Source organism: Streptomyces sp. NPDC088354, assembly GCF_044753585.1.
Lineage (GTDB): Bacteria > Actinomycetota > Actinomycetes > Streptomycetales > Streptomycetaceae > Actinacidiphila.
In genome coordinates this window covers 288,352-301,898 of the sequence record NZ_JBIVNJ010000002.1, presented here as the reverse complement: position 1 = coordinate 301,898, position 13,547 = coordinate 288,352, and the positions used below count along the sequence as shown (strand labels likewise).

12 protein-coding genes are annotated in these 13,547 nt (G+C 71.8%); 7 read left to right on the top strand and 5 right to left on the bottom strand.

The window, feature by feature from the left end; all coding sequences use genetic code 11:
• Positions 1-78 precede the first annotated feature (78 nt).
• Positions 79-1,527, bottom strand: coding sequence for an NAD(P)H-quinone dehydrogenase (locus ACIP98_RS04665; RefSeq protein WP_319658675.1), 1,449 nt, complete (start codon positions 1,525-1,527; stop codon positions 79-81).
• A gap of 93 nt (positions 1,528-1,620) precedes the next feature.
• Between ACIP98_RS04665 and ACIP98_RS04660 the strand changes: the two genes are divergently transcribed.
• The 3 genes from ACIP98_RS04660 to ACIP98_RS04650 all read left to right on the top strand — a co-directional run bounded on the left by ACIP98_RS04660 (position 1,621) and on the right by ACIP98_RS04650 (position 5,058).
• The gene (locus ACIP98_RS04660; protein ID WP_319658674.1) at positions 1,621-2,058 is read left to right on the top strand and encodes a gamma-glutamylcyclotransferase; all 438 of its coding nucleotides are present in this window, start codon (positions 1,621-1,623) and stop codon (positions 2,056-2,058) included.
• Between the two features lie 183 nt (positions 2,059-2,241).
• Entirely contained in the window at positions 2,242-3,075 is an 834-nt protein-coding gene (locus tag ACIP98_RS04655; protein ID WP_319658673.1) for a purine-nucleoside phosphorylase, read from the top strand.
• Between the two features lie 276 nt (positions 3,076-3,351).
• Positions 3,352-5,058, top strand: a complete 1,707-nt coding sequence (locus tag ACIP98_RS04650) for a phospho-sugar mutase (protein WP_401973731.1) — start codon at positions 3,352-3,354, stop codon at positions 5,056-5,058.
• Positions 5,059-5,150: 92 nt separating this feature from the next.
• Here ACIP98_RS04650 and ACIP98_RS04645 read toward each other — a convergent pair whose 3' ends face one another.
• Positions 5,151-7,076 carry a metallophosphoesterase family protein gene (locus ACIP98_RS04645; RefSeq protein WP_319657568.1) on the bottom strand — a complete coding sequence of 642 codons (1,926 nt, stop codon included), beginning with the start codon at positions 7,074-7,076 and terminating at the stop codon, positions 5,151-5,153.
• 129 nt (positions 7,077-7,205) lie between these two features.
• Positions 7,206-8,414, bottom strand: a complete 1,209-nt coding sequence (locus tag ACIP98_RS04640; RefSeq protein ID WP_401973729.1) for a HupE/UreJ family protein — start codon at positions 8,412-8,414, stop codon at positions 7,206-7,208.
• 173 nt (positions 8,415-8,587) lie between these two features.
• On the opposite strand from ACIP98_RS04640, the gene ACIP98_RS04635 reads away from it, so the two are divergent.
• Positions 8,588-9,259 (top strand): hypothetical protein, encoded by a 672-nt coding sequence (locus tag ACIP98_RS04635; protein WP_401973728.1) that lies wholly within the window; start codon positions 8,588-8,590, stop codon positions 9,257-9,259.
• A 51-nt stretch (positions 9,260-9,310) separates the two neighbouring features.
• On the opposite strand, the gene ACIP98_RS04630 is transcribed toward ACIP98_RS04635, so the two are convergent.
• Entirely contained in the window at positions 9,311-9,865 is a 555-nt protein-coding gene (locus ACIP98_RS04630) for a GNAT family N-acetyltransferase (RefSeq protein WP_319657565.1), read from the bottom strand.
• A gap of 68 nt (positions 9,866-9,933) precedes the next feature.
• Entirely contained in the window at positions 9,934-10,221 is a 288-nt protein-coding gene (locus ACIP98_RS04625; RefSeq protein ID WP_319657564.1) for a hypothetical protein, read from the bottom strand.
• A 504-nt stretch (positions 10,222-10,725) separates the two neighbouring features.
• On the opposite strand from ACIP98_RS04625, the gene ACIP98_RS04620 reads away from it, so the two are divergent.
• The 3 genes from ACIP98_RS04620 (at position 10,726) to fabV (ending at position 13,398) form a co-directional block, all read left to right on the top strand.
• The gene (locus ACIP98_RS04620) at positions 10,726-10,995 is read left to right on the top strand and encodes a hypothetical protein (protein ID WP_401973725.1); all 270 of its coding nucleotides are present in this window, start codon (positions 10,726-10,728) and stop codon (positions 10,993-10,995) included.
• Between the two features lie 82 nt (positions 10,996-11,077).
• Entirely contained in the window at positions 11,078-11,956 is an 879-nt protein-coding gene (locus ACIP98_RS04615) for an alpha/beta fold hydrolase (RefSeq protein WP_401973723.1), read from the top strand.
• 182 nt (positions 11,957-12,138) lie between these two features.
• Positions 12,139-13,398, top strand: coding sequence for an enoyl-[acyl-carrier-protein] reductase FabV (gene fabV / locus ACIP98_RS04610; RefSeq protein ID WP_401973721.1), 1,260 nt, complete (start codon positions 12,139-12,141; stop codon positions 13,396-13,398).
• Positions 13,399-13,547: the final 149 nt, after the last annotated feature.

Sequence of the window (13,547 nt, the reverse complement as noted above, 5' to 3'; positions counted from 1 at the left end):
TTGCACCGATTAACAGAAGTTGTTCGTGAAGTCGGACGTCGCGTGCTATACGGAAAGCTGCGGTCCCGCGCCCGGCGGTTACAGCTCCCCGGCGGCCTTCCTGGTGGCCAACTGCCGTGCCGCCTCGCCGATCGAGCCCGACAGCGACGGGTACACCGTGAAGGTGTTCGCCATCTGCTCCACGGTCAGATTGTTGTCGACCGCGATCGAGATGGGGTGGATCAGCTCGCTCGCGCGCAGCGAGACGACCACGCCGCCGACCACGATCCCGGTGCCCGGGCGGCAGAAGAGCTTCACGAAGCCGTCCCGGATGCCCTGCATCTTCGCGCGCGGGTTGCGCAGCAGCGGCAGCTTCAGGACGCGGGCGTCGATGATGCCGGCGTCGACGTCGGACTGCGTGTAGCCGACGGTCGCGATCTCGGGGTCGGTGAAGACGTTGGAGGAGACCGCCTTGAGGTTGAGCGGGCCGACCGTCTCGCCGAGGAAGTGGTACATCGCGATCCGGCCCTGCATGGCGGCGACCGACGCGAGCGCGAAGATGCCCGTGACGTCGCCGGCCGCGTACACGCCCGGAGCGGAGGTGCGGGAGACCTTGTCGGTCCAGATGTGGCCGGACTCCTTGACCTTGACCCCGGCGCCCTCCAGGCCCATGTCGGAGCTGTTGGGTATGGCGCCGACCGCCATGAGGCAGTGGCTGCCGGTGATGACCCGGCCGTCGGAGAGGGTGACCTCGACGCGGTCGCCCACCCGCTTGGCGGACTCGGCGCGGGAGCGGGCCATGACGTTCATGCCGCGGCGCCGGAAGACGTCCTCCAGGACGGCGGCGGCGTCCGGGTCCTCGCCGGGCAGGACGCGGTCGCGGGAGGAGACCAGCGTCACCTTGGAGCCGAGCGCCTGGTACGCGCCGGCGAACTCGGCGCCGGTCACGCCGGAGCCGACCACGATGAGCTCCTCGGGGAGCTCCTCCAGGTCGTACACCTGCGTCCAGTTGAGGATCCGCTCGCCGTCCGGCAGCGCGTCGGGGAGCTCGCGGGGACGCCCGCCGGTGGCGATGAGCACGGCGTCGGCAGTGAGGGTCTCGCTCGTGCCGTCGGCGGCCGTGACGACGACCTTGCGGGAGCCGTCGATGGCCTGCATGCCCTCGAGCCGGCCGCGGCCGCGCAGGACACGGGCACCGGAACGGGTGACGGAGGCGGCGATGTCGTGCGACTGGGCGAGGGCCAGACGCTTCACCCGGCGGTTGACCTTGCCGAGGTCCACGCCGACGACCCGGGCCGCCTGCTCGACGTGCGGCGTGTCGTCCGCCACGATGATGCCCAGTTCCTCGTACGACGAGTCGAAGGTGGTCATCACCTCGGCCGTCGCGATCAGGGTCTTCGACGGTACGCAGTCGGTGAGCACCGACGCCCCGCCCAGACCGTCGCAGTCGACGACGGTCACCTCCGCGCCCAGCTGGCTGGCCACGAGGGCCGCTTCGTATCCGCCGGGTCCGCCACCAATGATCACGATCCGAGTCACGTACCCCATTGTCCCGCACGCGCCAAGTGATCACTTACTGGGCCCCGCGGCCCGGCCGTCGTGGTCGGGTGGGCAGGGCCCCTCTGTCGTACTCTCGTCACCATGTCGCTCTACGCCGCGTACGCCGGCAACCTCGACGCGCGGCTGATGACCCGCCGCGCCCCGCACTCGCCGCTGCGCGGAACCGGCTGGCTCGACGGCTGGCGCCTGACGTTCGGCGGCGAGCAGATGGGCTGGGAGGGGGCGATCGCCACCCTGGTGGAGGACCCGCTGCACCAGGTCTTCGTCGGGCTATACGACATCGCGCCGGTCGACGACGAGTCACTCGACCGCTGGGAGGGCGTGCCGCTGGGCATCTACCGCCGCCACCAGGTCCGCGCGCACACCCTGGACGGCGACGTGACGGCGTGGATCTACGTGCTCAACGACTACGAGGGCGGCCTCCCCTCCGCCCGCTACCTCGGCGAGCTGGCCGACGCGGCGGAGTCCGCGGGCGCGCCGCACGACTACGTCATGGAACTGCGCAAGCGCCCCTGCTGACCGCCGGGGCGCGCGACCCGGGCACGGCGGAGACGAACACCGGGTGATCCGCACGGAAAGCGCTCGCCACCGGACGCCCCGAAGGTCACCATGGGAGCGTCAATCGTCGGATCCTCCGAAGTTTCGCAGACCGTGACCTGAGACGTCTACGCGCGTAGGAGATAACCGGCTACCCTCATCGGCGTGAACTCTTCCGCACATCCCAACGCAGCCCGCACTCCGCTGGGCGACCCGTACGCCGCCGCCACGGAGGCCGCCGCTCGCCTGCGCGAGCTCACCGGCGACGAGACCCACGACGTCGCCCTGGTGATGGGCTCCGGATGGGTGCCGGCCGCCGACATGCTCGGTGAGGCCGAGTACGAGTTCGCGATCACGGAACTGCCGGGCTTCCCGCCGCCGGCCGTCGCGGGCCACTCCGGCAAGGTGCGCTCGGTGCGGATGGGCGATCGGCGCGCCCTGGTGTTCCTCGGCCGCAACCACTTCTACGAGGGCCACGGCGTGGCCACCGTGGTGCACGGCGTGCGCACCGCCGTCGCCGCGGGCTGCAAGACCGTCGTGCTCACCAACGGCTGCGGCGGCCTGCGCCCCACCTACCGGCCCGGCCAGGCCGTGCTGATCAGCGACCACATCAACATGACGGCCACCTCGCCGATCGTGGGTGCCAACTTCGTGGACCTCACCGACCTGTACTCGCCGCGGCTGCGCGCGCTGTGCAAGGAGGTCGACCCCTCCCTGGAGGAGGGCGTCTACGTCCAGCTGCCCGGCCCGCACTACGAGACGCCGGCCGAGATCAACATGGTCCGCACCATCGGCGGCGACCTGGTCGGCATGTCCACGGCGCTGGAGGCCATCGCGGCCCGCGAGGCGGGCGCCGAGGTGCTGGGCATCTCCCTGGTCACCAACCTCGCCGCCGGCATGACCGGCGAACCCCTCAACCACGAGGAGGTCCTGGAGGCCGGCCGCGACTCCGCCGCCCGCATGGGCGCCCTCCTCGCCCAGGTGCTGGAGCGGATCTGACCGCCCGCCGGGATGCCGGCCGCCGGGCGGGACCGGGGCGCGAACGCCCCGCCCGCCCGTAGCCGGCTCCGGCGCCCGGTTCACCTGGTTAGGGAACCCGCGGGCGCGGGGAGGTAACCCCCTGTCCCCCGGCCCGCGCCGCCCCCACCCCGGCCGCCGCCCGCCGGACGGGCCCCGGCACGCCCGCGCGACCCGCGCGGCGGGCACGCCGGTCCCGAGACCGGCCACCGCGCGGCGGAGGCGGCACCGACGACCGAGACATCGCAGGAGCATCACGTGGCAAGCGCAAGCGCAGGCGCCGGCAGCACCGCAGAACTGATCCGGCAGGCCCGGACCTGGCTGGTTGAGGACCCCGACCCGGACACCCGCGGCGAGCTGGAGACCCTGCTCACCGCCGCCGAGGCCGGCGACCGGGACGCGGTGGACGAGCTGGCGGACCGGTTCGCGGGCACCTTGCAGTTCGGCACCGCCGGACTGCGCGGCGAGATCGGCGCGGGCCCCATGCGGATGAACCGCTCGGTCGTCATCCGGGCGGCCGGAGGCCTGGCCGCGTACCTCACGGCGCAGGGCCAGGGCGACGGGCTGGTCGTCATCGGCTACGACGCGCGCCACAAGTCGTACGACTTCGCGCGCGACACCGCCGCCGTCATGGTGGGCGCGGGGCTGCGCGCCGCACTGCTGTCCCGGCCGCTGCCGACGCCCGTGCTCGCCTTCGCCGTCCGCCACCTCGGCGCGGCCGCGGGCGTGATGGTGACCGCGAGCCACAACCCGCCCCAGGACAACGGCTACAAGGTCTACCTCGGCGACGGCTCGCAGATCGTGCCGCCCGCCGACTCCGGCATCGCCGCCGAGATCGCCGCGATCGGCCCGCTCGCGGACGTGCCGCTTTCCGACGAGGGCTGGCAGGTGTTCGGCGACGAGGTCGTCGAGGCCTACCTGGACCGCGTCGCCTCGGTGGTGGACCGGCACTCCCCGCGGGACCTGTCCGTGGTCTACACCCCCCTGCACGGCGTCGGTCGCGACACGCTGACCGCCGCCTTCACGCGGGCCGGTTTCGCCGCCCCGCACGTGGTGGCCGAACAGGCCGAGCCCGACGCGGACTTCCCGACCGTCGCGTTCCCCAACCCCGAGGAGCCGGGGGCGATGGACCTGTCCTTCGCTGCCGCCCGCGAGCTGGGTCCCGACATCGTCATCGCCAACGACCCCGACGCGGACCGCTGCGCCGTCGCCGTCCCGGACCGCGCCGCCGAGGCCGGCTGGCGGATGCTGCGCGGCGACGAGGTGGGCGCGCTGCTCGCGACCCATCTGGTCCACCAGCGCGCCACGGGCACCTTCGCGGCGAGCATCGTCTCCTCCTCGCTGCTGTCCCGCATCGCCGCCCGGGCGGGCCTGGACTACGCCGACACGCTGACCGGCTTCAAGTGGATCTCCCGCGTGGAGGGCCTGCGCTACGGCTACGAGGAAGCGCTCGGCTACTGCGTGGACCCCGGCGGCGTCCGCGACAAGGACGGCATCAGCGCGGCCCTGGCCGTCGCCGAACTCGCGGCCGAGCTCAAGGCCAAGGGCCGCACGCTCTCCGACCTCCTGGACGACATCGCTCTGGAGTACGGCCTGCACGCCACCGACCAGCTCTCGGTGCGGGTCGCCGACCTCAGCCTCATCGGCGACGCCATGACCCGGCTGCGGGAGCGGCCGCCGGCCTCGCTGGCGGGGCTGACCGTGACGATCGCCGAGGACCTCACCCAGGGCAGCGGGGCCCTGCCCCCGACCGACGGCCTGCGCTACCACCTCGCCGGCGCCGGCCCGGTCGAGGCGGCCCGTGTCATCGTCCGGCCCAGCGGCACCGAGCCCAAGCTCAAGTGCTACCTGGAGGTCGTCCTCCCGGTCCCCGGCGGTGCCGACACCCTCGCGGCCACCCGCACGAGGGCGGCCGAGGTCCTGTACGCCCTCAAGACCGACCTCGCGTCCGCCGCGGGCATCTGAACCTCCCCCCGCGGGGGGGGGGGGGGGGGGGGGGGGGGGGGGGGGGCGGCCCCCCCCCCCCCCCCCCCCCCCGCCAGGTGGAACGGGTCCGATCAGCTGCTGAGTGCGGTGATCGTCAGGGTGGCGCGGTAGTCACCCTTCTGGACGCTGTCCGGGATCTTCAGATCCAGGTCGGCGCCCACCTTGGCCGAACCGCGGGCGTGGCCCTGCTCGGCCGAGGCGAGGCCGCGCGAGATCGCGAGGCCCTGGCCCTGGTCGTCGTAGCCCGAGGCCACCGACGCGTTGGCCGTGGCACCCGCGCCGGCGACCAGGACGCGCGGCGTCCAGCCGAGGAAGGAGCTGGCGAACGTCTTGTCGGCGTCCTTGAACGCGCTCACGCTGGCCGAGATCGACCACGGGGCGAGCGAGCGGCGGCTGTCCGAGACGACGATCGGGTTGAGCCGGCCGTCCGCCTCGAAGTGGTCGCCGTTCTTCTCCTCGGCGGTGCCGAGGTCCACCAGGCCGTTGTAGCCGTCGATCGTCCAGCCGAACTCGCCCGGAGCCGGGTTCGGGACGTTGACCTGGAGGTCCTGGCTGTCACCGTGGTACGGGTGCACCGTGACGTCGTCCACGTGCGAACCGACCGGCTGGTCGGCGCCGTTGGCGGCGCTGCGGATGTTCTCGACCACGAGCTTGTCGTTGCGCACCTGGACCTTGACGTAGGTCCGGACGTGCTCCTGGTTCTGAACCGAGTTGTACCAGTAGTTGTTCGGGTTGAGCGGGTCCGCGCCGTTGCCGGCGCCGCTCGTGCCACTGCTGTCGGGCTTGGTGATGTCGTAGTACTTCGAGCCCGAGGCGGAGTTGGCCGTCACGTAGAGGACGCCGCCGGGACCCGGGTACACGTCGGCGGCACCCGGCTTCTCGGCCGGGTTCTCCTTCTCGCCGTTCTTGATCAGGTAGCTGCGCGAGTAGCTGTGGTCGTGGCCCTGGAGGACCAGGTCGACGCCGAGCTTGGAGAACGTCGTCGGGAAGTCCACACGACGCGCCTTGTTGTCGCTGTCCTTGGCGTGGTCAGCGGGCGAGTAGATGGAGTGGTGGTAGACGAGGACCTTCCACTTGGCCTCGTTGCCGTGCTTGTTGATGACGTCGGTGACGTAGCTGACGTGCGCCGCGTCGCCGCCGCCGTTGGCGGAGTTGTAGCTGTTGCTGTTCAGGTCGATGAACAGCACGTCCTTGTAGATGTACCAGTAGTCACCGCCCGACTTGGTGCCCGCCGGGTTCCCATTGTCGTAGTACGGGGCCGAGCGGTCGGTGTTCGGGGTGGTGAAGTGCTGCTCGTAGGCCTTGCCGCCGACGTCGTGGTTGCCGATGGTGGCGGCCCACGGGTACTGGCGCAGCTGGTCCGGCGCGAGGAAGGAGTTCCAATGGGACTCGTTGTTGGCCGACTCGACCTGGTCACCGCCCGACACCAGGAGCTCGGCGTTGGGGTTGGCCCTCAGCGAGACGTCGACCGTGTCCTGCCAGCCGGCCTGGTCGCTCGCCAGGTTGCCGGACGAACCGATCTGCGGGTCGCCGTAGAACAGGAAGTCGTAGTCGCCCTCGAAGTCCTGCGTCTTGAAGGAGTACGCCGTGGACCAGCTGCCCTCGGTGCCGACACGGTAGGAGTACGCCGTGTTCTCCTTCAGGCCGGTGATCGTCGCGTGGCGGTTGAAGCCGCCGCTGGTCGCGATGTTCGCCGCGCCGATGGCGTCGAAGGTGGCCGCGTCGGCCGGGAACTCGCCGTTCACGAGCTGCGCGGTCGGGACGACCTGGACCTTCTGGGCCGTGTCCGCGGAGGAGTACCACGTGACGGTGCGCTGCGACTCGTTCGAGCCCACGCCGAGGACGATGCCGGTGATCGTGGAGGTGTCGGCGGCGTTGGCGGGGGTCGCCAGGCCACTGCCGAGGGCCACGGACAGGCCGAGAAATGCCGCGGTGGCGCCAGTGGCCACACGACGCCGCACAGGCCCGGAGGCCTGCGAGGAGTTGCTCGATCTCATGAGTTTTCGTTCCTCTTGTGCACGATGTGTGTGCATGGAATGGAGATCAACAAACTCTCTGCCGCAGGTAAAGGGAAGATAAATGCGATCTTTGAGTTGTCTGAACAACATGCGAGACTTGTGCTGGTCTCAGAGTCCGAACGCCCGCTGCACGAACCACACCATTCCCATCGCGGCCACACCCGCGGAGATCGCGCCCGTCGCCCACAGTCCGGCCGCCGGAGAGCGGCGGCGGAGCACGATGAGCAAGGGGAAGACGAGGGCGATGATGGCCAGTTGTACAGCCTCGATACCCACGTTGAACACCAGCAGCGACCACAGCAGGGTCCACGACCATGCAGCGTCGATCCCCAAAGCGCCCGCGAAGCCCAGACCGTGGACCAGGCCGAAGCAGAACACCACGCCCAGGCGCGTCCACCCGGCGCGGTCGAGGCTGAAGTGGCTGTCCCCCGACGTTTCGATGTCGGTCGCGTGACCGCGGCGCCGCCAGATCCGCCACAGGTACCAGCCCGCCACCACGGCGATCGACAGCGCGATGACGGGCTCCACGACCCGTGACGGCACGTCGACCACGCCGAGCGCGGCGAGCATGAACGTCACCGAGTGGGCGAGGGTGAAGCTCGTGGCCGCGAGCACGATCTCGCGCGGCCGCCGGGACCCGGCGATCAGTGCGAGCAGGAACAGGATGTGGTCGATGCCGGTCAGCAGGTGTTCGGCGCCCAGGCGGAAGAACTCCCAGAACCGCTCGTACCAGGTCTGGCTGATCGAGAAGGACGGGTGCTCCGCGTCGAGCGCCGCGCTGCCCGAGCGGCCGTCGACGTCGTAGGTGACGATGGTCTTGGTGCCCTTGACGTATCCCTCCGCGTCGGGGAAGAGCCCGCCGCGCACCGTGTGGTCGTCGTCCCCCTCGGCGCACGTCCAGTCGAGCGTCAGACCGGCGTACGGCACACCCTCCCGCTGCGTCATCGCGAAGGCGCCGACCTGCGCCGGGCTGCAGGCCTTGCCTCCGGAGGCGACGGAGAAGCGCTTGGTGACATAGCTCACGGCCGACGCCTTGTGGGCGTCGAGCGCCGCCTCCTGCGCGTCCTTGTCGCCGGCGTCGAACGCGGCGGTTCCCGCCTTGAAGAGGGAGTCGTCCTTCTCGTAGTCGGCGGTGGAGACGACGAAGAGGTCGTACTCGAGTTGCAGCGTCGTGCGTATCCGACCCTCGTCGCCCGAGGTGACGTTGACGTACACGGTCGACGAGAACCCGTGGGCCAGCGCCGGTTGCGCGAGGCCCAGGACAGCGATCACCGCCGCGGTGATCCCGACGATGGCGCGGCGGACACGTTGTGACATGTGGCTCCTTCAGGTTGCCAGTGCACGGTGCATGCCGCAGGTGAACGGGATGCGCCCTGTCGGCGAACCGTCGAACAACAACATCGAGAACGACGTCCGCGAAGGACCACGGCCGGGAACGGGATAGCAGGATGGGGGGCGCACCACCCTTCACCACTCGGAGGACGATCACCTTGCGCGCCCCGTTTCGCGCCCTCGCCACGCTCGCCGTGGCCGTCGCGCTGGTCACCGGATGCGGCTCCGGCGACGACTGGTCTCGGCCGCACCCCGAGCCGACCGCCGTCGGCACGCCCGGTCCCGGGTTCGTCGACCCCGCACACCCGCCGGCTCCGGAGGCCACCGCGACCCCGCGGCCCGGCTCGTGGGACGGGGTCCACCCGTCGCGGGGCTACCGCGTCGTCCTGCTCACCGCCGGCGACGACGCTCCGACCAAGTCGCTGGTGAAGGCGGTCCAGGAGTGGGCCGAGGCGGAGCACGTGGACCTGAGGACGGTGACCGCCGACGGCCCGTCGGACTATGTCCCGGCGGCCGTCAGAGCCCTGAAGGCGGGCGCCGACCTCATCGTCAGCGCGGGCAACGATCTGATCGACCCCCTGGCGATGGTCACCCCGAACCACTTGTCGCAGCAGTTCCTCGTCGTGGGTGCGGAACTGGCCGAGCCCACACACAACGTGACCGCGGTCGACTGGTCCGGTGCCTCGTTCCGCGGTGAGGGGCTCGGCATGTCCTCCACCTACGACCCCGCATCGTTCACCACCGCGCGCTGTGAGGCCGCCATCAGGGCGGGTGCCGCGGCGGTGCTGCGTGGCACGACCGGCATCGTGCTCTGGCTGGACAAGGTCTGACCGACCCGCTTCCCGAGCGGCCGCGAACCGTCGTGCGGGCGCAGGGCCGCGTCAGGGGCGCGACGCTCCGGCGACGTCATGGGCTCGGAGGCGGTACACCACGCTGCGGCGCAGGGGGCCGTCCGGCACCTCGGGGTCGTCGAAGTCGTCGGCCGGGTCACGGGTCATGCCGATGCGGCGCATCACGGCCTGCGAAGGGAGATTGGTCGCGGTCGTGACCGCGAGGATCTCGTCGAGGCCCACGTGCTCGAAGCCGAAGGCCACTACGGCCAGAGCCGCTTCGGTGGCGTAACCATGTCCCCACGCCGGGCGGGCCAGGCGCCAGCCGGCCTCCACCCCGGTGAACGGCATTCCCTCGTCCACCGGATCGAGCCCCGTGAATCCGATGAAGTCGCCGGTGGCCCTGACCTCGACCGCCCACCATCCCCAGCCGCGCCGTTCGAGGTCGGCCTGGAAGCGGGCCGCGGACGCGTCGCTCTGCTCCCGCGTGAGCACCCCGGGAAAGTACTCGCGCACCCGCGGATCGGCATTCAACGCGGCCCAGGGGGCGCGGTCGGAGTCCCGCCATTCGCGGAGCAGGAGACGATCGGTGTGCAACTCGGCCATCGCGCCAACCTAGCCGTGCCGGGCGCGGGGGTCGATCGAATATGTGCCGCCCGGAGCGGGACCGCTGCCTACACCCACCGGCAGGTGAGCCACTTCTCGTGGTCGTAGTGGTCCTGCGACGGGTACTTCGCTATGAGGGGGATCACCTCGGTCGTCTCCTCGGGCCGCACGCGCTCGGGGAGCGCCCCGAACCTGGCACGGCGGGCTGCCGCGTCGGCATCGGCAGCCGTGACAGCCGTGGTGACGACGGTGACCGGCGGGATCGCGGCGACCGCGGGGGTGGCGGCGGCAGTGTCAATGGCAGTGGCAGTCGTGGCTTCGCGCGCCTTGGTGAGTTTCCGGGCGGTCTTCGACATGAGCCGCATCCCTTTCTTCCGGGCCGATTCGGCGATCTGCGACCTGCGGCAACGCAGCCACAAGCGAGGGCGACCCTGCCCCGGCCACCAGGGGCGCGGTGGACCGGTCGTGCTCGGTGTCGACGCTCGCACAGACTGCATCACCAGTCAAGGCAGTGACGATAGCTGTGGGCCTGCCCACGTTCCCGCGCCGAAGGGCTGTCACGCCGGGTGGCCGTTGAATGGGTATGCGTGATGAATCGCTGCACTGTCGCCGTTCGCTCCAGGATGATGCTGAACATCCTGAGCGTCAAGGGCACCGTGCGCGGCTGCCGGCGGCCCTCCGGCGATCCGCCCCGGCGGGCGGCCGCACCTGATAACGTCACCGCGTTCGCCACGGACCGAGGAGGTGAGACCCATCAACGCTGTTGCAGGCTGGGTGCTCTCCTCCCGCGTGGCTGTGCGGTTCGCCTGATGTAGGCGGCCCTGGGAGTGCCCGTAGGCATCCCGAAAGGCCATCCCTTCATGCGTTTCACCGCAGGCACCACCTCCCACGGCGTCACGGAACGGCTCTTCGGCCGCGACGGCGGCCGGCAGCGGAAAGCGCCCGGCACGGTGCACCGGTCCCGCCGCCTCGTGACCGCCCGCGGTTCCTCCGTGGCCGTGCTCGACGCGCCCGGACGTGGGGACCGCCCCCGGAGCGGAAGGCACGAACTGCTCGTGCCGGAGAACTCGCAGCGGTTCTTCCCGCGGCGACCCGCCCCCGGTTCCGGCGCCCCGCATGCGCGCGGCTGATGTGCCCGGCTGATCCGCATCTGCCCAAGCCGCCCCGCGGGGGCGGCACTTGTTCTGAGCATCCACCGAAAGGATCTCTGCCATGGCTGTGCCCTCAGTGCCCTCAGTGCCCTCGGAGTTCTCCGAGTTCTCCTTCTCCGCGTACGACGGGACCCGGCTCGCCTACCACGTCGCCGGCGACGGCGATCCCGTGATCTGCCTGCCCGGAGGGCCGACGGACTCCGCGTACCTCGGCGACCTCGGCGGTCTGTCCGCTCACCGCCGCCTGATCAGGCTCGACCTGCGGGGCACCGGCCGGTCGCAGGTTCCGGAGGACCTCGCCTCCTGCCGGTGCGACCGGCTCGTCGAGGACGTGGAAGCCCTGCGCGAGCACCTCGGGCTCGAACGCCCGGACCTGCTCGCCCACTGCGCCGGGGCGAACCTGGCCGTCCAGTACGCCGTCCGCCGGCCCGAACGCGTCCGCAGGCTGGTGCTGGTCACCCCCAGCGTCAGGGCCGTCGGCATCCCGATCGCCGGGGACCTGCGGCTCGCCACCGCGCGGCTCCGGCGTGACGAGCCCTGGTTCCCCGCCGCGTTCGCGGCGTTGGAGGCCATCGCGGCGGGCCGCGGCGGCGAGGACCAGTGGCGGGCCGTCGCACCGTTCTCCTACGGCCGCTGGGACGAACCCGCTCGCGCCCATCACGCCGCCGCGGAGGAGCGGGTGGACCAGGAGGTCATGGCCGCCTTCGGCACCGACGGCGCCTTCGACCCGGACGCCACGCGTGCCGCGCTCGGCCGCTTCGCGCCACCGGTGCTCCTGCTGGCCGGCGAGGTCGACCCGGGGGCTCCGCCCCGAACCGTGGCCGAGTTCGCCGGGCTGTTCCCCGCGGCCGGGCTCGTGGTCCAGCCCCGGGCCGGGCACCACCCGTGGCTCGACGACGGCGAGCGGTTCGTGACGGCCGTCGCCGGGTTCCTGGCGTAGTACGGCGAGGTCGTTCCTGCGGGTCCCGCCCCGTCCGACACCGTGGGAACGCTCCAAGATCGTCCGGCGATTGTTGTACGCAGTGAGAGCCGGATCCGGGGCCTCGGAACCGGAGACTGACAGCACGTGCCGCCGGCCCGCCCTCGCCGTTCCCGGAAGCCACCCTTCGAAAGGGACCTCACGTGACCCAGCGCACCATCACCCCTCGCAGCCGCGGCTTCCTCTTCCTCGACGCGCACCCCGCCGGATGCGAACGAGCCGTCGAGGACATGTGGTCGTCCGTCGCCGGTGCCCCGGAGGCCGCATCGGCCGGGGACCGGCCGGTGGCGCTCGTGATCGGCTCGTCCGCCGGATACGGGCTCGCCGCCACCGTCGCCGGGCTCAAGCGGGCCGGTATCCGGGGCATCGGAGTCTGCTTCGAGAAGGGCCCGACCGAGCGGCGCACCGCGACAGCCGGCTGGTACCGCACCGCCGCCACCGCACGCCTCGCCCGCGAAGCCGGCAGCGACATGGTGTTCCTCAACGGCGACGCCTTCGGTGACGCGATGAAGGACCAGGTCGCCCACCTGCTCACGGAGCGGTTCGGCGGGCGTCTCGACCACCTGATCTACTCGGTGGCCGCACCTCGGCGCACCGACCCCGACAGCGGAACCACCTTCGCGTCGGTGCTCAAGCCGATCGGCGCGCCCCACCGCACCAAGACCCTGGTCTTCGGCGCCGACGGCACACCCGAGATCCGCGAGGTCGAGACCGGGCCCGCCGAGGGCGACGACATCGAGCAGACCGTCGCCGTCATGGGCGGTGCGGACTGGGAACGATGGATCGAACGGCTCGCGGGCCGCGGCCTCCTGGCCGGCGGCTTCACCACCGTCGCGCTGTCGTACATCGGGTCCCCGCTCACCGCCGCGATCTACCGGCAGGGCACCATCGGCGCGGCCAAGGCCCACTTGGAGGCCACCGCCCGACGCCTCGACGAGCGCCTGGGCGCGTCCGTCGGCGGCCGCGCCCTCACGTCCGTCAACGGCGCCGCCGTCACGCAGTCCTCGACCGCCATCCCCGGTATCGCCTTGTACGTGGGTCTGCTGCGGGGCGTCCTCGGCGACCGCGTGGTCCCTCCGGCCGCGCAGCTCACCGAGTTGTGGGACGGTCTCACCGGGGCCGCCGGACTGCGCCTCGACGACGAGGGCCGCGTACGCCTGGACACCTGGGAACTCGGTGACGACGTCCAGGCCGCCGTCGCCGACCGCTGGGACAGGGCCACCACCGCCGGCATCGCCGCTCTCGCCGACCTCGACTGGTTCGGCGCCGAAGTGCGCCGCCTGTACGGCTTCGATGTGGACGGTGTCGACTACGACCGTCCCGTCGAGACCGCCGTCGACTGGCCGGCCCCCGCCGGCCCCGGGGGCGGTGTCCACGCCCCGGCCGCGACGGTCACCACGTAGGCGGGGCTCCGCTGCCGACGGCTCCGCCCGGTCGGCGCGCGAGGACGACCGGGCGGACTCCCCTCCCCGGCCTGCCGTGATCCGCCGGGGCGGGCAGGCCGGGCGAGGGCGGAGCGGGGCCGGACGGACCCGGCGTCAGGGTGAGGGCT

Coding starts and splice junctions, on each gene's coding strand:
- ACIP98_RS04665 (WP_319658675.1), bottom strand. CDS start 1,527: ATGGGGTACGTGACTCGGATCGTGATCATTGGTGGCGGACCCGGCGGA.
- ACIP98_RS04660 (WP_319658674.1), top strand. CDS start 1,621: ATGTCGCTCTACGCCGCGTACGCCGGCAACCTCGACGCGCGGCTGATG.
- ACIP98_RS04645 (WP_319657568.1), bottom strand. CDS start 7,076: ATGAGATCGAGCAACTCCTCGCAGGCCTCCGGGCCTGTGCGGCGTCGT.
- ACIP98_RS04640 (WP_401973729.1), bottom strand. CDS start 8,414: ATGTCACAACGTGTCCGCCGCGCCATCGTCGGGATCACCGCGGCGGTG.
- ACIP98_RS04630 (WP_319657565.1), bottom strand. CDS start 9,865: ATGGCCGAGTTGCACACCGATCGTCTCCTGCTCCGCGAATGGCGGGAC.
- ACIP98_RS04625 (WP_319657564.1), bottom strand. CDS start 10,221: ATGTCGAAGACCGCCCGGAAACTCACCAAGGCGCGCGAAGCCACGACT.
- ACIP98_RS04620 (WP_401973725.1), top strand. CDS start 10,726: ATGCGTTTCACCGCAGGCACCACCTCCCACGGCGTCACGGAACGGCTC.
- ACIP98_RS04615 (WP_401973723.1), top strand. CDS start 11,078: ATGGCTGTGCCCTCAGTGCCCTCAGTGCCCTCGGAGTTCTCCGAGTTC.